Origin of the sequence: Nocardia terrae (genome assembly GCF_009760405.1) — a bacterium.
Classification (GTDB): domain Bacteria; phylum Actinomycetota; class Actinomycetes; order Mycobacteriales; family Mycobacteriaceae; genus Nocardia; species Nocardia terrae.
Window position 1 is genome coordinate 219,350 of record NZ_WRPP01000005.1, and the last position, 18,829, is coordinate 238,178.

13 protein-coding genes are annotated in these 18,829 nt (G+C 68.6%); 4 read left to right on the plus strand and 9 right to left on the minus strand.

The genetic code is table 11. The features are described 5' to 3' along the window. Positions 1–8: 8 nt before the first annotated feature. The 5 genes from GPX89_RS25065 to GPX89_RS25085 all read right to left on the minus strand — a co-directional run bounded on the left by GPX89_RS25065 (position 9) and on the right by GPX89_RS25085 (position 6,203). Positions 9–545: a cytochrome b gene (locus tag GPX89_RS25065; RefSeq protein WP_157390610.1), complete on the minus strand. Its 537-nt coding sequence runs from the start codon at positions 543–545 to the stop codon at positions 9–11. Positions 546–739: 194 nt separating this feature from the next. Next, on the minus strand, positions 740–1,807 hold the full coding sequence (locus tag GPX89_RS25070; protein ID WP_157390127.1) for a catalase family peroxidase: 1,068 nt from the start codon (positions 1,805–1,807) through the stop codon (positions 740–742). A 118-nt stretch (positions 1,808–1,925) separates the two neighbouring features. Further along, positions 1,926–4,076, minus strand: coding sequence for an MMPL family transporter (locus GPX89_RS25075; protein ID WP_157390128.1), 2,151 nt, complete (start codon positions 4,074–4,076; stop codon positions 1,926–1,928). Next, a complete protein-coding gene (locus tag GPX89_RS25080; RefSeq protein WP_157390129.1) occupies positions 4,076–4,252 on the minus strand; it encodes a hypothetical protein in 177 nt (58 codons plus the stop codon). The genes GPX89_RS25075 and GPX89_RS25080 overlap by 1 nt, the downstream gene beginning before the upstream one ends. A 43-nt stretch (positions 4,253–4,295) precedes the next feature. Further along, positions 4,296–6,203, minus strand: a complete 1,908-nt coding sequence (locus GPX89_RS25085) for an acyl-CoA dehydrogenase family protein (protein ID WP_157390130.1) — start codon at positions 6,201–6,203, stop codon at positions 4,296–4,298. Positions 6,204–6,340: 137 nt separating this feature from the next. On the opposite strand from GPX89_RS25085, the gene GPX89_RS25090 reads away from it, so the two are divergent. From GPX89_RS25090 to GPX89_RS25105, 4 genes are all read left to right on the plus strand, one after another. After that, positions 6,341–7,738 (plus strand): threonine/serine exporter family protein, encoded by a 1,398-nt coding sequence (locus GPX89_RS25090; protein WP_157390611.1) that lies wholly within the window; start codon positions 6,341–6,343, stop codon positions 7,736–7,738. Positions 7,739–7,799: 61 nt separating this feature from the next. Continuing rightward, positions 7,800–10,028, plus strand: a complete 2,229-nt coding sequence (locus GPX89_RS25095) for an MMPL family transporter (protein ID WP_157390131.1) — start codon at positions 7,800–7,802, stop codon at positions 10,026–10,028. A 67-nt stretch (positions 10,029–10,095) separates the two neighbouring features. Beyond that, on the plus strand, positions 10,096–11,481 hold the full coding sequence (locus GPX89_RS25100) for a serine/threonine-protein kinase (protein ID WP_328602295.1): 1,386 nt from the start codon (positions 10,096–10,098) through the stop codon (positions 11,479–11,481). A gap of 188 nt (positions 11,482–11,669) precedes the next feature. Next, entirely contained in the window at positions 11,670–11,954 is a 285-nt protein-coding gene (locus GPX89_RS25105; protein WP_157390133.1) for a protein kinase family protein, read from the plus strand. 52 nt (positions 11,955–12,006) lie between these two features. Here the strand turns inward: GPX89_RS25105 and GPX89_RS25110 are convergent, their stop codons facing one another. From GPX89_RS25110 to GPX89_RS43930, 4 genes are all read right to left on the minus strand, one after another. Beyond that, complete coding sequence (locus tag GPX89_RS25110; RefSeq protein WP_157390134.1) at positions 12,007–12,735, minus strand: TetR/AcrR family transcriptional regulator; 729 nt, start codon at positions 12,733–12,735, stop codon at positions 12,007–12,009. Further along, positions 12,732–13,967 (minus strand): cytochrome P450, encoded by a 1,236-nt coding sequence (locus tag GPX89_RS25115; RefSeq protein WP_328602296.1) that lies wholly within the window; start codon positions 13,965–13,967, stop codon positions 12,732–12,734. The genes GPX89_RS25110 and GPX89_RS25115 overlap by 4 nt, the downstream gene beginning before the upstream one ends. Before the next feature lie 92 nt (positions 13,968–14,059). Next, on the minus strand, positions 14,060–18,373 hold the full coding sequence (locus GPX89_RS25120; RefSeq protein ID WP_198347582.1) for a caspase, EACC1-associated type: 4,314 nt from the start codon (positions 18,371–18,373) through the stop codon (positions 14,060–14,062). Beyond that, a complete protein-coding gene (locus GPX89_RS43930; protein ID WP_198347583.1) occupies positions 18,360–18,731 on the minus strand; it encodes an effector-associated constant component EACC1 in 372 nt (123 codons plus the stop codon). The genes GPX89_RS25120 and GPX89_RS43930 overlap by 14 nt, the downstream gene beginning before the upstream one ends. Positions 18,732–18,829 lie beyond the last annotated feature (98 nt).

Consider the following 18,829-nt stretch of genomic DNA (forward strand, 5'->3'; position numbering starts at 1 on the left):
CCTGCCCTTCACGGCCGACGCACCAGCATCCGGCGCAACAGGCCGTCACGCAGCGCCACGGTGTGCCAGAGCACCGCGCTCATGTGGGCGATGAACAGCGCCAGCAGCAGATACGCCAGCCAGGTGTGCACCAGATGCAGCCGGGCGTAGACCTGAGCGCTCTCCGGCGCGACGGCGGGCAGCCGGAACCCACCCGCGACCCGGACCGGAATCCCCGACGCCGACACCAGCGCCCAGCCGATCAGCGGCTGCAGGATGAACAGCACATACAGCGTGAGTTCCGACGCCACCGCGACCACCCGCTCGCGCGGCGACAGCCCCTCCCCCGGTGCGGGACCGCGACGCGTCAGCCGATTCGCCACCCGCACCACCGCCAGCGCCAGGATCGCCAGCCCGACGGTCCGGTGGATGCTCAGCAGCACACCGTAATTCCCGATCGTGCCGATCATCGCCGCGCCCAGCATCAGCATGCCGACGATGAGCACGGCCATCAGCCAGTGCAAGACTCGGGCCAGCAGGTTGTACCCGGCCGGCTCGGAATCCATAGCGGCCGAGGAGGTTCCGGTCGAACTCGCGCCGGGCTGAAGTGTCCCTACGTCACAGGTGTCGGCAGAGCGGACCGAGTCGCGGACCGGCCTATCGTCCAGTCGGCTCTGCTCGCGCGAATCGGCCTGGGACACGTGCGGTTCGGGTTGCACCTGGGCGCGATCGGTGGCCACGGGTCCCTCGTGCGTCTCGCTCATGCCAGATCCTCCGTCCGCAACGGCTGCCGGGCGAGCGTCTCCCCCGCGCGGCGGCGATACGATTCGGCGTAGGCGGCCGAACGCGCCTGCAGCACCGGATCATCCGAGGCGGCGATGCCGTTGGGCAGGACCAGCGGGTCGAAGTTCACCTCCCGCACGTTGGCGGCGGTCTCGGTGGCGATATCGGTCACCACGATGGTGCCGGTGTCGATGCGGCGGCGGTCGGCGGGCCAGGCGACGGTCGGATCGTCGGTCGGATCGGTGCCGCGCACACCCACCACGGCGATCAGTTTCCAGCGCACCGGCCCGCGGCGGATATCACGGACCAGGCCCGCGAAGAGCTGGTTGTCGCCGGATGACGGTGCGGCGTCGGTGGTTTCGGGTTCCAGCCGCCACCGGACCGGCGTCCGGCCGCCGTGGCCGTCGACGCATTCGAAGGCGTTGAGACTGTGGAAGGTCGAGGTGGCGAAGCTCGGCGTGGGCGGATTCTGCTTGATGACCTCCAGGGCCGCAGCGGTTTTCGGATGCGCGGCCAGATACTCGCGGACCCGGGCGGGATCGGGTTTGCCGGTCGCTGGGTCGGGCGCGTAGGCGGCGGTGCGGTCGTGGAAGTCCTGCCCCGAGGTGTCGGTGAAGACCGGGATGTTGAGCAGCGCGAGCCGCCACTGCTCCCCCGCGGGCAAGGCCAGGCGCAGGGCGAATCCGCGGCGCGCCGCGGCGGTGTCGGATGCGAAGGGCTGGCCCCCGGCGAGGGAGAAGCGCCCGGTCAGCGGGTAGCTGCCCGCCCGGAACACCGAGGCGGAGGAGAGTTCCGTCCCCGCCCCGGAACTCTCGAACCGTCCCGCCACCGCGACGCCCTTGGCGTGATTGCGCCGATACCCGGGCACATATCCTCCGGCGGCCTGCAATCCGTCGACTATGCGGCGCGCGGTCAGCCGTGCCGGTCCGATTCCGTTCTCGGCGAACAGGAATCCCCCGAGGCCGACGGCCCCGGCACCGGCGACCAGCGCCGCGCCCAGCAGTGTTCGCCGGTTCGTGCGTAGCGGGATGTGGTCCTCGCCCATACATGCTCTCCTCGTGTCGATCTCGGATACGGGATCCACGATCGTGCGAGGCGCGGGAACACACGAACCGACACGGCGGGCGCGGCGATCACTTCACAGTTCGGTAAGGATTCGGGCCTCACTCGCGCAGCGCGACCTTCTCCAGCAGCGGCCACGAGCGCGCCGGAGCCCACCAGTTGGCGGTGCCCATGACCCGCATGAACGCGGGCACCAGCACCATGCGGACCAGGGTGGCGTCCATCAGCACGGCCAGCGCCAGGCCCAGCCCGAGCATCCGGTTCATGGTGACGCCGCTGACGGCGATGCCCGCGAAGACCACCGCCATGAGCAGCGCCGCGGCGGTGACGATGCGCCCCGAGCGGGCGATGCCCAGGGCCACCGCATTGTCGTTGTCCTGACGCGTCTTCGCCGAGTGCTCCCATTCCTCGGTGAAGCGGGCGAGCAGGAACACCTCGTAGTCCATGGACAGACCGAACGCGACACAGAACAACAGCACCGGCAGTGTCGCGATGGTGTACCCGGTGGCGAGGGTGCCCAGACCGCCGAGATGACCCCACTGGAAGACGAACACCAGCGCGCCGAAGGTCGCCGAGAGCGAGAGCGTATTGAGCACAAGGGCTTTCAATGGCAGGACGACGCTCCCGGTGAGCAGGAGCAGCAGCCCGAAGGTGACGACCGCGATCCAGGCGATCGCCTTCGGGAAGCCCTGGGCGATGCCCTGCCCGGCGTCCTCGGTCTGCTGGGCGAGACCGCCGAACAGCACCGGCGCGGGTGCGGGCACCGCGCGCAGCGCGTCCAACTGCTGTTCGGCCGCTTCGGAATACGGGTCGAGCCGGGTGGCGACGGTCAGGTGCACACTGTCGGGTCCGGTGGCGGCGGGGTCGCCGGGGCCGATCATGCGCGCGTTCTCGAAGGCGCCCGCCGGGCCGACCACGGCCCGTACGTCCGGAACCCGGGACAGGGCGGCGGCGTACGCGCCGGTGTCGATCCCCTGACCGCGCACGATGATGTGCACGGATCCGGTGGCGTTGTCGTCGAACCGGTCTCGCAGCAGATCGCCCACCTGCCGGGAATCCAGCCCGGCAGGCAGCACCCGGTCGTCGGGCAGGCCCAGCCGCAACCCGACGATCGGCGAGCCCAGCAACAGCAGCAGCGCCAGCACCGGCAGCGCGCTGAGGGCGGGCCGCCGCTGCACGCCGCGCGCCACCCGGTAGAGCAGGCTGCGCTCGACGGGTGTGGCCTCCCGCAGCGGTTTCCGATTGATCCGGTCGCCGAGCACCATGAGCAGCGCGGGCACCATGGTCAACGCGAGCACGATGGACAGCGCCACCACCGCCAGCCCGGCCGAGGCCAGCGAGCGCAGGAAGGCCATGGGGAAGAACAGCATTCCGATCAGCGCGATGCCGACGGTGGTGCCGGAGAAGGCCACGGCCCGGCCGCCGCGCCTCATCGCGACGGTCAGCGCGTCGGTGCGCTCGGCTCCGCGCGCGATCTCCTCCCGGTAGCGCCCGATGATCAGCAGTGAATAGTCGATGGCCAGGGCCAGCCCGATCGCGGTCGTGATGTTCAGCGCGAACACCGACAGCTCGACCACGTAGGTCATCAGATACAGCACCGCGCCGGCCCCGGCGATGGCGACCACACCCGTGAGGAACGGGATGAGCGCGGCCACCAGGCTGCGCAGGAACCACACCAGCAGCAGGAAGGTCAGCGGCAGCGCGATGGCCTCGGCGACGGCGAGGTCCTGCTGGGTCTGCTGCCCGGTGTCGCGCCAGACCTTGGCCTGCCCACCGGCCCGCACGGTGACATCGTCACGGCTGCCGGTGAATTCGTCGGCCAGCTCGCGCGCGATGCCCGGCGCGTTGTTCTCGTCGCCGCGCACGGTGGCCACGATGAGACCGATCTTGCCGTCCCTGCTGAGCAGCGCCCGGCTCGGCATCGGCTCGGTCCAAGGCGACACCGCCCGGGAGATGCGCGAGTCCCCTTTCAGCTGTTGGGCGATCTCGCGGCCCCGGGCGCTCGCCGCGGGATCGAGTGCGCCGTCGGGCGATTCGACCGTGAACACCAGTTGCGCGCCGGTCATGCCGTAGTCGCGTTCCAGCATGCCCGCCACCCGGGCGGATTCGGAGTCGGTCGACACGAACCCGCCCTGGGACAGCCGCGCCACCGCCTGCGAACCGACCGCCCCGCACAGTACAAAGGCGATCCCGACGAGGATGAGCACCAGCTTCGGCGTGCGCAGCGCCGGTGCCGTCAACCGGTCGATCATCACGTAACCTCGCCGTCGCGCACGCACTCGAGGGTCCCCTCATGCTGCGCCGCCCCCGCGCGTGGAGCCCGGTCGAGAACCTGCCGGGATGACGGCGGCGGCAGCGCGCCGTCGATCTCGGCGATGCGGTCCAGCATCATGGTTCCCCTTGCGGCGAAGCGATCTCTCCGCTCCACGATGCACAGCGGCAATAGGGTTCAGTGCCGAGGGCAGTCCGGCTCAGTCCAGCATGGCCGCGCGCAGCATGCCCTCGGGGACACCGAGACCTTCGATCAGCGTCAGCGCCTGCGGCCGCAGCCGGTCGACCAGTTCGTTCACGCCCCGGCGCACCGCCTTGGCCCGTTCCACCGACATGAACCGGTGCATGATGAACCAGGCCTGGTTCTGCTCGATGGTCCAGTAGACGTAGAGGTCGCACACGGTGTTCGCCAGCGCCCGCGCCTCGGGGTCAGCGATGTCGGCGATGCCGTCGATGAAGGCTTCGAGGACCATTCGCTCGATGTGGGCGGTGCCCGCGGCGAGGATGTGGTCCTGGGCGTTGTTGAACGCCTCGAACGGACCGGTCTCCTTGGCCCGGGCGCGCAGCCGGTGCGCGGCCGTGCGCACCATGTAGTCCTCGCGGTCCGCGAACAGCTGCAGCTGGACCGAGCGGCGCGACAGGTCACCCTCGTCCACGGTCTCGTCGCCGCGATCGCGCAGCCGCTGGATCATCTGCCGCACGCCGGACCGCTCCCGCACCACATCGCGGGCCGTGGTGGCGGCGAAGCGCACCCAGCCGAGCGCGTCGAGGTCGCGCACCTCCTCCGCGTAGGCCGTCAGCAAGTCTTTGGCTACCAGCTGGGTGAGGACCACGTTGTCGCCCTCGAAGGTGGTGAACACATCGGTGTCGGCCTTCAGGGTGACCAGGCGGTTCTCGGTGAGATAGCCCGCGCCGCCACAGGCCTCGCGGCACTCCTGGATGGCCCCGGTGGCGTGCCGGGTCTGGGCCACCTTGAGACCGGCCGCGCGATTCTCCAGCGCACGCTGGGCGCGGGGATCGGTGTCCTGCCCGGTCTGCACCAGGTGCATGCGGCGCACCAATTCGTTCTGCGCGAAAGCCAGTGCGTAGGAACGCGCTACGAGCGGCAGCAGGCGACGCTGATGACTGCGGTAGTCCAGCAGCAGCGTCTCCTCGCCGGTGTCGGGATCGGAGAACTGACGGCGCTGCTCGGCGTAGCGCACCGCGATGCTCAACGCCACCCGCGCCGCCGCGGCAGCCGCACCACCGACACTCACCCGTCCCCGCACCAGCGTCCCGAGCGTGGTGAAGAACCGCCGGCTCGGGTTCTCGATCTCGGAGGAATAGGTTCCGTCCGGCGCGACATCGGCGTACCGGTTGAGCAGGTTCTCGCGCGGAATTCGCACCTGGTCGAACAGGATTCGCCCATTGTCGACCCCGGGCAGCCCGCCCTTGAGACCGCAATCGGAGATGGTCACCCCCGGCAGATCACTGCCCGCCTCGTCGCGGATCGGCACCAGGAAACAGTGCACGCCCCGCCCCTCGCCACCGGTGATCAACTGCGCGAAAACCGCTGCCATGCGGGCATGTTCGGCCGCGCCGCCGATGTAGTCCTTGCGCGAGGACGGAGTCGGGCTGTGCACCACGAACTCCTGGGTGGCCGGATCGTAGGTGGCCGTCGTCTCCAGGTTCGCGACATCGCTGCCGTGCCCGGTCTCGGTCATGGCGAAGCAGCCGAGCAGGCGCAGCGACGCCAGTTCGTCGATATATCCGCGATGCCTATCTGTGCCGAGGTTCTCTACTGCGCCACCGAAAAGTCCCCACTGCACACCGCTTTTCACCCACAGCGACAGATCGTTGTAGGCGAGCATCTCCAGCGCGGTGACCGCCGCGCCCGGATCGGCCGGGCGGCCGTCCACGTGCCGGAAGCCGCGTTCGACCCAGCCATAGCTCGCGACCAGGTGCATCTGCTCCAGGACCCGGGCCCGCGCCGCCTTGATGTCGAGGGACGGATCGCCGTAGAGCCGGTCGTCGTCGATGGCGGCCCGGGCTTCCTCACGCACCTCCCGCCAGGGTCCGTCGAGTGCCGCGCGTAGCTCTTTCGCAATCGAAACGTCGCTCGTCGCCATACTCGAAAACACTACTGGCCCCACCCTGCTCGCCCCGGTGATCTCCCGCACCCGTGTACGTTTGCCTTGTGACCAACCAGTTGGCTACCGACGAGCAAGTGGGAGCGCCCGCCGGGCTGCGCGCCCGCTGGCAGCGGCTGCTGACCGGGGCGGGCGACCGCCTCACCGCCGATCGCCGCGCCACGGTGGACACCGTGGTGGAGGCGCCGGCGCCGGTGCAGCCCATCGACCTCACCGATGACGCGACCGTGACCGAGGTGCTGGATCTGGCCGAGCGGGTGGGCGAGGTGGTGCTCGCCTCGGGCACCGCCGTCATGGACACCACCACCCAGATCGAGTTCATCGCCGCCACCTACGGCATGACCAAATGCGATATCGACGTCACCTACAACGCGATTCGTATCTCGGTGGACCGGGGACCGAAGCTGCCGCCCGCCACCACCATGCGCGTCGTGCACTACCGCTCCCTGGACTTCACGCGGCTGGCCGCGGTCGACCGGTTGACCCGCCGCATCCGCCGCGAACTGGTGCCGCCGCAGGAGGCGCTGGCCGCCCTCGACGAGATCACCTCGGCCCCGCACCCCTACCCGCGCTGGTCGGCGACCGTCGGCTGGGCGCTGATGGCCGCCGGGGTCGCGTTCCTGCTCAACGGCGGCTGGCTCATCGCGCTGCTGAGCTTCGCGACCACCACGCTCATCGACCGCACCAATCGCCTGCTGAACCGGCGCGGCCTGCCCTTCTTCTTCCAGCACATCGCGGGCGGCATGATCGCGGCCACGCCCGCGGTGCTGATATCGACCTTCGCCAAGGGTCTGCACCTGGATCCGTCGCTGATCATCGCGGCCGGAATCGCGGTGCTGCTGGCCGGTTTACAACTGGTCGGCGCGGGCGAGGACGCCATTACCGGCGCGCCCATCACCGCGTCGGCCCGCATGCTCGAGGTGATCATGATGACCGGCGGCATCGTGGCCGGCATCGCGCTCACACTGCGGATCGCGGAGGTGTTCGAGGCGACCGTGCCGACCGTGGACATGACCGCGGCCTCGCGAGACCTGACGAATCTGCCGCTGAAGCTGCTGGCCGGCGCCGTCACCTCGGGGGCCTTCGCCCTCGCCTGCTACGCGGAGCGACGCGCCCTCACCGCCGCCGCGTTCAGCGGCGCGGCCGCGACGGTCGCCTATCTCCTGGTGCAGCACTTCGGCTTCGGCCCGATCGTCTCCTCGGGCGTGGCGGCGACGGTCGTCGGCCTGGCCGGTGGCCTGGCCGCGCGCCGTGCCCTTACGCCGCCCTTGGTCATCGCGGTCGCCGGGATCACTCCCCTGCTGCCCGGCCTGCGGGTCTACCGCGGCCTCTATGCCCTGCTCAACGACGAACTCCTGGTCGGCTTCAACCAGCTCTTCAGTGCCTTCACCGTCGGGCTGGCCCTGGCGGCCGGTGTCACGCTCGGCGAATGGATGGCTCGCGACCTGCGCCGGCCTCGCATCGTGCGGCGCATAGGCAGTCTCCGCCGCCCCCGATTCGCGACCGAGCAATAGCCGATACGCATAGTGATACAACGTTTTTCACTTCACATGATCTTCGCTGCTACCGTGCAGTATGCAGTTGCGGCGCCCGCGTGATCGAGATGTTTTCGCGCTATGGGGAAACCTCGTCACCCGGCACCGATTCGTCGTACTGGGCCTGGTCGCGACCGCGATGCTGGCGCTCGGCGGATATTCGTGGGGCTTCCAGGACCGTTTGAGTTCGGGCGGGCTCGACGATCCGAATTCGGATTCGGTGCGGGCAGCGCAGGTGGTCGCGGCGTCGTTCGACGCCAGCCACGAGGTGGATGTCGCGGTGCTGTACACCTTTCCGGCCGGCACCACCGTCGACGATCCCGACGTCAATCAGGCTGTGATCGACAATCTCAACAGCCTGACCCAGCGGTACCCGAACGACTTCGCCAGTGTGAACGCCGCGTACTGGCCCGCCGTGACCTCGCTGCACGGTGCCACCACCAAGCTCGCGACCCCGGATCGGATGCAGGCACTGGCCACCATCGGCCTGAAGAACCTGAACATCGACTACGCGAAGCTGAAGGACGCGCTCTCGGTGTCGAGCGGGGTCGAGGTGAAGGTCGGCGGCCTGCAACCGGTGGCGATGGCGTTGAACAACACCATCGCCACCGATACCCATCGCATGGAAGTGCTGGCCATCCCAGCGGTGGCGGTGCTGTTGTTCTTCATCTTCGGCGGGGTGGTGGCCGCGTCGCTGCCGCTGCTGATGGGTGTGCTCACGGTGCTGGGCGCGAACGGCATCGTCCGGTGGATCACGAACTTCACCGAGGTCAATTCGTATGTGGCTCCGGTCGTCTCGATGATCGGGCTGGGATTGGCCATCGACTATTCGCTGTTCATCGTGAGCCGGTTCCGCGAGGAAGTCGCGGCCGGGTACGACACTCCCACGGCGGTGCGGCGCTCGCTGATGACCGCGGGCCGCACGATCCTGTTCTCGGCCACCATGATCGTGGCCAGCCTCGCCGGGATGCTGATCTTCCCGCAGGGCTTCCTGAAGTCCATCGCCTACGGCGCGATCGCCACGGTGACCCTGGCCGCGCTGACCGCCGTCACGATTCTGCCCGCGATGCTGGCGATTCTGGGGCGGTGGGTGAATGCGCTGGGTATCAAGAGATTCCGCCGGATCCGTCCAGCGCACGAGGTGGAGCAGAGCTTCTGGGGTCGATCCACCGGATGGGTGATGCGGCATCCGTGGAAGATCACCGCGGTCCTCATCCTCGGGCTGCTCGTGCTCATCGTGCCGGTCCGCAACATCGCCTTCGGCGGCTTCAGCGAGAAGTATCTGCCGCCGGACAATACGGTGCGCATGGCCCAGCACGAGATCGATACAGCCTTCCCGTACCGCAAGTCCGACCCGATCGAGCTGATCATCCGCACCGACGACAGCACCGAGGTCGGCCCGCTGATCGCGCAGGCGGGTGACGCGCCCGGCCTGCTGCCCGGCGGGTTCGGGGTCCCGACGCGCTCGCAGATCAACCGGGACGTCTACAGCACCACCGCGTATCTGGTCGATTCCACCGACTACGACAAGACGATCGACTATCTGCGGGCGCTCGACGTCCCCGATGGCGTGACGATGCTGGTCGGCGGCGTCCCGGCGCAGCAGCACGATTCCATTGCGGCACTGCTGAATCGGCTGCCCCTGATGATCGCGCTGGTCCTGACCGTCACCACGATCCTGATGTTCCTCACCTTCGGTTCGCTGGTCCTGCCGCTGAAGGCCGCCTTCATGAGCGTGCTGGGTCTCGGCTCCACCCTCGGCATCCTGACCTGGATCTTCACCGAGGGCCACGGCGCGACCCTGCTGAACTTCACGCCCCAGCCGATCCAGGCCAACATCCTGTTCCTGATCATCGCCATCATCTACGGGTTGTCCACCGACTACGAGGTATTCCTGGTCTCCCGTATGGTCGAAGCCCGGGCGGCGGGCGCGACCACCGAGCAGGCGATCCGTTCCGGCACCGCCCACACCGGCCGCATCATCACCGCCGCGGCCCTCATCCTCCTGGTCGTGACCGGCGCCTTCGCCTTCTCCGAACTGGTTCTCATGCAGTACATCGCCTACGGCATGATCGCCGCGTTGATCATCGACGCGACCGTCCTGCGCATGCTCCTGGTCCCCGCCACCATGAAGCTTCTCGGTGACCGAGTCTGGTGGGCCCCACGCTGGATGAAGCGCGTCCAGCGCCGCATCGGCCTCACCGAACCGGTCCTGCACGCCGAACCCGACAACCTCCGCCCGCGCGAATTGGCCGACGCCCGAACCTGATCCGTGGCCTGCCCATTTTTCGTTCCAGTAGTGTCTTTCCCAGCGAAGGATGTTGGAGGGCGTGGCGGTGGGGCAGAGGCTCCTGGCCGGTGAGGTTTTCGCCGGGTACCGGATCGAGCGGCTGCTCGGGGTGGGCGGGATGGGTGAGGTGTATCTTGCCCGGGACCGGAGTCTGCCGCGGCCGGTGGCGTTGAAGCTGCTCGGGGTGACCGTAGCTCGAGATCCCGGGGTGCGGGCGCGGTTCCAGCGGGAGGCCGATCTGGCCGCGCGGCTGTCGCATCCGAATATCGTCACCATCCACGACCGAGGCGAGACCGAGGAACGTCTCTGGATCGCCATGGAATTCATCGACGGTTCCGACGCCGGTCGGCTGGTGCGGTCCGGTCCCGTGGCGCCGGACGTGGCCGTGGACATCATCGGGACCGTCGCACAGGCACTGGACTTCGCGCACGAGGCCGGGGTGCTGCATCGGGATGTGAAGCCCGCCAACATCTTGCTGACCAATGCTCGGCCGAGCCGGGTGCTGCTCACCGATTTCGGGATCGCGAAGGCACTCGACGAGACCATGGGGGCGACACAGACCGGGGAGGTGTACGCCAGTCTGCAGTACGCGGCGCCCGAACAATTGGATCCGGACATCCGGGTGGATCAGCGCGTGGACGTGTATTCCCTGGGCTGCACACTGTTTCACCTGCTGACCGGCCAGTTGCCTTACCGTGCGACCAATACCGCACAGCTGATCCACGCTCACCTGCATCGACCGATACCCGCGCCCAGCACGGTGAATCCCACGGTGCCGAAGGGATTCGACAAGGTCATCGCCACCGCGCTCGCCAAGGATCCGGCTGATCGGTATTCCACGTGCGGGGAATTGGCCGACGCCGCGGCGCGGGTGCTCGCCCCGGCAACCCCGGCACCGATCGTGCACCCGCCCCGCCGGTGGCCCCGGATCATCGCACTCGCGGCCACGGTACTGGCAGCCGCGGCGACAACAGGTGTGTACCTGTACAACTCGTCCTCCCCCGACAATTTCACCGAGGCCGCCCGAGACGCGGCCTGCGCCTACGCCCGAACCATCTCGACCTTCGATATCAAGACCCCCGCCGACGCCGCCGCCTTCGATCGACAGGTGGACGCCGGAGCCACCAGCAGATGGATTTCGTACATCCAAGGCGCCAGAACCACCCTGGACAACTCCATGATCGCCGTCCAAGCCCGCTCCGAGGTCCACGACCTGCAGTGCACGGTCAACAACAGCACAGCCGACCACGCCCAGATCACCGCCTTCGTGACCGCGACAGTCTCGAACGCCAACGACCACACCGGCAAAACCAAGGTGACCGGCCTGGTCATGACCATGAAAAAGGTCGACGGCCGCTGGCTCTGCGACGACATGTCCAACACGGAGATCAACGCCCTCACCACCGCTCCCACGCCGCCTCCGACGAAATAGGCGCGAGAAGGCCACCTCTCGGAGCTTGCCCCGGTCGGTGGCATTGAAGGTGCTCAGGCGAGAATCCACCGGCGATCCGTCGGTGCGGGCCAGGTTCCGGCAGGAGGCGAATCTCGGTGCGCGGCTGTGGCATCCCAATATCGTCACGGTGTACGACCGCGGCGAGAGAGGAGCACGAGTGGATCGCCATGGAGTTCGTCGACGGAACCGATGCGGCCCGGTTGCTGCTATCCGGAGCCGTGTCGCCCGAACTCGCGGTCGACATCGTGTGGGCCGGTGGCGCAGGCACTGCTGACCGATTCCGGAATCGCCACGGCCCCGGACGAGGCCACCGGGTGGACCGGCGCGCCGACGTGCACTCGCTGGGCTGCACCCTGTTCCATTTGCTGACCGGTGAAATCCCTTATCCGGTCCGGAATTCCGCCCAGCTGATCCACGGTCACGCGCATCTGCCGGTCCCCGTCCCGATCTGACCTCCCAATCCGCGACGCACCGGTGTCTTTGCCGCTGCTCCCGGAGAAGTAGTCAGTTCGGGACCAGGCCGATTCCCCGCCCGATGTCGGCGAGTGTCGAGTCGAACAGGACGTCCGGGTGGCTGATCTGGATCGGGTAGTTGCCGAAGACCTCGAGGGTGACGTGGCCGTAGAGGCGGGCCCAGAACTGGATCATGACGTAGCTGACGCCCAGGTCGAGTTTTTCCGCGGGGAAGTTCTGGCCTGAATCCGCCAGGACGGCAAGGAGTTCCATTTGGAACTTGATGAGGTCGTCGCGGAGTTCGGGCGGGATGAGCTCCAGCGGCGGGGTCACCACCTGGTACTCGGTGAGCAGCCGACCTGCCGCACCGAGGAAGATGCGGCCGACCGGTTCGCCGAATTGCTGCATGGCGCTGGTGATTCCGGCGGTCACCGGGGAGGCGAAGACCAGAGTGAATTCGCGGGAGTGGGTCAGGGCCCAGTGGCGGAAGCCGCGGCAGATGGCGAAGAAGCGGATGCCCGCGTCGTCGGGGAGATCCGCGATGGCGGCTTCCAGATCCTTGGCGAGGTCGCCGCAGACGTCGGTGCGGACGGCCGCGACCAGGTCGTCGCGGGACTCGTAGTACCGGTAGAGCGCCGGGGCGGTGACGCCCAGCTCGCGGGCGATGGCCCGCAGCGTGATGGCGTCGGGCCCCTGCTCGACCAGCAGTGAGCGCGCGACGCGCCGGATGTCCGCGTCGCTTACCGCGGGTATCCGGCCGCGTCGGCGCGTGTCACTCATTCGTACTTGACCTGCCAGCTCTTGATGCCGTTCAGCCAGCCCGAGCGCAGGCGGACGGGGTCGGACACCTGGCTCAGGTTCGGCATCACGTCGGCGATGGCGTTGAACATGAGGTCGATCTCCAGTCGGGCCAGGTTGGCGCCCACACAGAAGTGGGTACCGGTGCCGCCGAAGCCTACATGGGGATTCGGGTTCCGGAGGACATTGAAGTCGAACGGATTCTCGAAGACGGTTTCGTCGAAGTTGGCGGCGGAGTAGAACATTCCGACGCGCTGGCCCTTCTTCAGCTCCTGGCCGCCGAGGACGGTGTCCTGCAGCACGGTGCGCTGGAAGGCGATGACGGGGGTGGCCCAGCGGACGATCTCGTCCGGCGCGGTGCGCGGACGCTGCTCGCGGTAGAGCTCCCACTGCTCGGGGTGGTCGACGAACGCCTTCATGCCGTGGGTGATGGCGTTACGGGTGGTCTCGTTGCCGGCGACGGCCAGCAGGATCACGAACCAGGCGAATTCGTCCGAGGCCAGCGCCTCGCCGTCGACGTCGGCGTTGAGCAGGGTGTTGATGATCTGCTCGTGGCCGTCCAGGTCGACCGGGCACTTGCGCTTCTCCTCGGCCAGGTTCCAGGAGTAGCCCATGACCTCGGCGGTGGCGACCTTGTGGTCACCCTCGAAGTCGGGGTCGTCGTAGGAGATCATCTGGTTGGTCCAGTCGAAGATCTTGCCGCGATCTTCCTGCGGGATGCCGATGAGCTCGGCGATGGCCTGCAGCGGCAGCTCGCAGGCGACCTCCTTGACGAAGTCACCCGAGCCGTTCTTCTTGGCCTCGTGCACGATTCGCTCGGCCCGCTCGCGCAGCGCGTTGCGCAGGCTCTCCACCGCGCGCGGGGTGAAGCCCTTGGACACGATGCGGCGCAGCTTGGTGTGGCGCGGCGGATCCTGGTTCAGCAGCAGAAAGCGCTGCACCTCGATCTCTTCGCGCATGATGTCGTCGTAGAAGCGGATGACCGCGGTGTTCTCCTCCGAGGAGTACACCTCCGGAGTCTTGGAGATCTCCTTGATGTCATCCATCTGGGTGACGGCCCAGTAGCCGTCGTCCTTGAAGCCGCTGCCGGCCTGCGGGATCCAAGCGACTGGGCTGGTGCGACGGAGCTCGGCGAACTCTTCGACGGGCAGGCGGGTGGCGAGCAGATCGGGATCGGTGAAGTCGATCCGATTGGGAATGGACGGCGCGGACACGGAACCTCCTTTGGAACACGTTCGAAGTCGAGTGTTCCACACCACACCCTGGTTTGTGAACACCTATTACTAAATAGCGTTCATTTGAGGTGTCACCGTCCGCCGGCCTCGAACCGTACCGCCTCGTCGGCGATCGCGATGAGCAACTCCGGGTCGAAGCGGGCCACGGTGTCCAGGGCCGAGTACCACCGGCCCACGCTCCACACCTGCGCGAGGATTCGCCGGATGCGCGCCCGCGCGGCCGCCTGCCCCGTAGTCGGCACGTCCGCGAGCGCGCGCACGAGTTCAGCCACGATCCGCGACAACAAGATCGGATGGAGATCGGATTCGACGCCGTCGGCCAGTTCGAGCGCGTGCTCGACCTCGCCGATGGCGAGGGCCGCGTCGACCAGCGCCGCCGTCGCGCGATCCCGGTGATCGGTGCGCTCGACGGTCCCGAGCAGGTGGGTCGCCTCGATCAGGACGGTGTATCCGCCTGCCGGGCCGAGCTTGGCCGCCAATGCCGGAATCACCTGGGCCGTCAAGCGAATTCGCTCACCGGTCTCGCGAACGCGAGTCGCGGTGTGCAGCGCGGCGGTCTCGCGGCCCGCGCGGATCTGCGCGGCGACGACCTGGCCGTACGCGCGGATGCGTTCGCCGCGGTCAGAGATGGTCCCCGCGATCGCCCCGGCCTCGTCGATGGCCCCGGCCCGGGCCCGAGCCGTCGCGAGCGCCGACACGACGCGCTGCGCGCCGGGCCCGACATCGGTCAATCCGTCCATCAGCCGCGCCACCCGGTCGGCATCCCCGAGGGCGGCCGAAAGCTGTGCGAGGCGTACGCGATGCAGCGGTTGCTCGGCGATCCGGCCCGCCAGCACCTCGTCCTCGAGGTCGTCGAGCATCGGCTTCACGATCGGCGCGGCCGCGTCACCGTCGAGGCGATCGACGAGCAGTTGCATCACCGTCAACCGTCGCAGGGTCCCCGAGATCGTCGGAATCAGGCGGGCCGCGAGCTCGATCCGCCCCGATTCGACGAAGACCGCCGCGAGCTCGCCCAACCCGCGGTCCAGGCTGTCGGCGGACTCGAACCAGATCGAGTACAGCGGCGCGAGCCGTTCGGCCAGCCCGGTGGCGCGGTCGATCGCACCCCGTGCGATCAGGCTGCGCACCAGTTCGGCCAGCGGTGTCGGCGAGGTCTCGGCGTGTTCGCGGCCGAGCCAGTCGGTGCCGAGGACCGTGCGCGCGAAAGCGTCGGTCGCCTGCTCGTCCCAGGTCTCGACCTGGTCGAGCAGGGCGTGCACCGTGCCGAGGGCGCGGTCGAGGAAATCGGCTGCGCGCGTGTCGGACTCGGCGGCGCGGGTGCCGAGGTAGGTGAAAACCAGGAATTGGCAGCCCATGTCGTCGATGCGATCGACCACGGCATGCGCGCGCGGCAGGTCCCCGGCCTCGACCAGCGCCCGCACCACGGTGTGCAGCGCGAATCCACGCCGATACGCGTCCGGCGGTGTCCGGTAGGACTCGATTTCGATCTCCGCGGCGAGCTGACGGGCCGCCGCGCGGTCGGTCGTCTCCAGCGCGGGAAGCGCCTCGGTCAGCAGATCGAGTTGCTCGGTCCCCGACGCGAATTTGCGACTCAGCGTGATCGCGCGCTCCGCGTCCCCGAGTTCGACCAGGCACGCCACGAGTCCTTCCAGCACCGCGACCGCCGCGCGTGGTGTGCATCCGGCCAGCTGAGCCACGAGGTCGTCGACCTGTTCCCGGAGCTCGTCGTCGAATCCGGCCGCGACCAGATCCGCGGCGATCCTGCCGAGCACCTGTGATCGCCCGATCGGGTCGGCCGCGGTCGCCTTCGCGGCGGTGGCCAGGATCGAATGCACCCAGCCCCGAGCCGATTCCGACTCACCCCGGGTCGCCATCGCCCGCGCGATACGACATCTGGCCGCGATCAGATCCTCGAAGGTGAGCAGCGCGTCCGCCAGCGACATCGCGCGCTCGACATCCCCGATGTCGGCGAACGCACCCACCGCGTACCCCAGGATCTCGTCCCGGCGGTCGGCCGCCTTGACCAGCAGCACATGCCGGTTGATCTCGGTCATGGCCGTCTCGACGGCGGACCGACGTCCCTCCGGCCACCACACCGAAACCAGTTGCGCCAGTATCCGGACCCGCTCCCACGGCGTGGTGATCTCGTGCGCGAGCTCCTCCGCGCTCTCGACATCACCGGCATCGACCAGGGCGCAGGCGATCGAGCAGAGTTCGCCGTCGTCGAGCGTCCGGTCCCCGGGTCCGCGCAGCGAGTCGACGAGCGTGCGATTCGCCCGCCGGTCCGTCGCGCCGAATTGCACCGAGATCACCGCGATCCGCGCCTGGACGCGACGGCGCCGCAACGGGATCCCGTCGGCCAGGCTTTGCGCTCGGGCCAGTTCGCCCAGCAGCGCGAACCCGGCGGGCAGCCACATCGGGATATCGCGGCCGCGCTGGGTCAGATGCCGGCGTCGCATGGCGAGTTCGCATACCGTGAGCAGGTCCGGATCCGGGTGGGCCAGCCACAGTCCCGAGACCGTGGCGATCTCGGTCCGTGCGATCCCGTCACCCCCGGTGAGGACCAGCATCCGATCATGCCGCGCGGTGTCCAGCGCCAGATCGGTCATGCGCGCGATGTCGCCTCGTCCGCGCAGCATCGAAAAGTACCGCGTGAGCAGGTATGTCGGTGTTTCGGCGGGCCAGCCCTGGTCGCGGTAGCGGGCGGCCCAGTCGTGGAGGCGGTGGCGGTACCCGTCCATCAGGGCTCGGCCGAGGGCGTTCTCGGACTCGCGCTGCAGGGTTTCGTGGGCGAGCAGAATGATCTGATCGGTTGCGAACCGGCTGGTCTGCGCGCGGAAGGTGCGTCCGGTGGGACCGGACAGGATGCGGGCGATCCGGAAGGGCGGCAGCCCGGTGAGGTCCTCGAGTTCGGTGCCGGTGAGACCGTGGGCCGCGGTGATCAGCCCGAGAATCTCCTGATCGACGTCGGAGCGCTCGAGAATACCGAGCAGCTCGAGGCTCGCGGCCTGGATGACGTCGAAGGCCGCGCGCGACCGGTCGACCTCGCGGCGGCGGCAGTGGTGCAGCGGATGGTTGCCCGGAACATCCAGTGGCAGTCCGGGATTCGGGCGCCCGGCGACAATGACGCGCAGCCCCGGACCGGGATTCTTCGGCAGCAGCGACGCGATGCTCGGATGACCGCGGTCCTCGTCGAGCCCGTCCACCAGCAGCACGATCCGGCCGCCGGTGTTCGCCGCCCGCTGCGCGGCGATATCGAGCAGGTGCCGGCGCAGCGCGTCACCATTGGTGTTCACCCGCGCGACGGCGGCGGCCTCGTCCGGCAGCAGGGCCGAGAGCTGTTCCACGACAGCGTCGGTGAACGCGTTGTGGTCGTCCTGGGCGGCCAGCCGCGAAGTGACGAAGAACGAGACCACGCGCACGTTCGGCGGCGGATGCAGGGCGAACCAGGTCATGATCGCGGTCTTGCCCGCCCACGGACCGGCCTGCCACCACACGTACGGCTCGTCGCCCCAGCAGAATTCGGCGAGCTCAGCCAGTTCCGGCTCACGATCGAGGAGACCGTCCGCGGGGGTGAGGTCGCGGACCTGCGCGGTGTACGGGGTCGCGGTGACGCGCGGCAGGCTGGGCGGGTCCGGGTGGCCGGTCCAGCCGGGGTTCACCGCGAGCGCCACCCGTCCGGCTGTACCTCGTTCCAGCGCTTTGGGTTTCGGCATGCTCGCGGCGGGCAGGCGGTCGCGGAGTTCGCGGTACAGCAGCGACATCGTCAGGTAGCGATCGGTGGTGGGCACGCCGGTGCGCAGGATATCGAGCATCATGCCGGTGAAGGCGGTGCGGCCGCCGTCGCCCTTGGCGAGGGCGAACTTGGTCTTCTCGTCGGTGGCGGTCAACACGAACGCGCCGTCGATATCGGTGGCCGCGCGCAGGATTTCGCCGTCCGCGGCGAGGACGTCGCGGCCGAACGCCTTGCCGCTGTGACAGCAGTCGAGGATCACGACGACGGCTCCGCGCGCGCCAGCCTTGATTCGCGCTCGGATGATGGCGTAGCCCAGCGCGGTCACGTCGGCCTCGTCGGCGCGGGACGCGGTGTGGGTCAGGTGCAGCTGGTTGTCGACAACGGCCCCGTGGCCGACGTAGTAGACGAGCAACAGACCGGTCGCGTCACGGGCGGCGGCGGTGATTCGCGCCGCGATGGTCGGTCCGTCGGAGGGGTCGAGCACCACATCGATGTGCTGCTCGGGGATTCCTGTTTCGGCGCGCAGGAACTCGGCGAAATCCGACAGGCTGCGGGCGATCTCGGGGAATGACTCGAAGCCCGAATCCGGAGCGTAGTTCGCGGTTCCGATGAGAACCGCGCGAGTCGCTTCCGGATCAGGAAGCGTCATCCACTGTCCCGCGCACCCGCTCGATGATGTCCAGGATCTGCACCTGCTCCACGGCCTGCGCACCCGTCGCATCGACCTGCGCGTGCGCGCCGTCCGGGCCGGTGAAGGTCAATCGCAGTTTCGGTCGCCGCATGCGCAGCCAGGCGACGACACACGTCGACAGCGCGGTGCACAGCGCGGCCGAGTCCACGACAACCCGGATGGTCTCCTCGGCACCGAGAGTGCCCGCCCGTCCCGCCGACCGCTCGACACCCTTACGCGCGCCCCGCAGTTCGTCATCCTCGACCAGCGCCTCGAACAGCGAATGCAACTCCTCGACATCATCGTCCGAGCCCTCGACCGCGAGCACCAGTTCCATGTCATCCTTCCCCCGCACGGCGTGTGCGGGAAAGTCTGCCACGTCGAATGTGGTTCTTGCGCAATGACCAGGGCCAGACACCGAAATCGATACGTGGC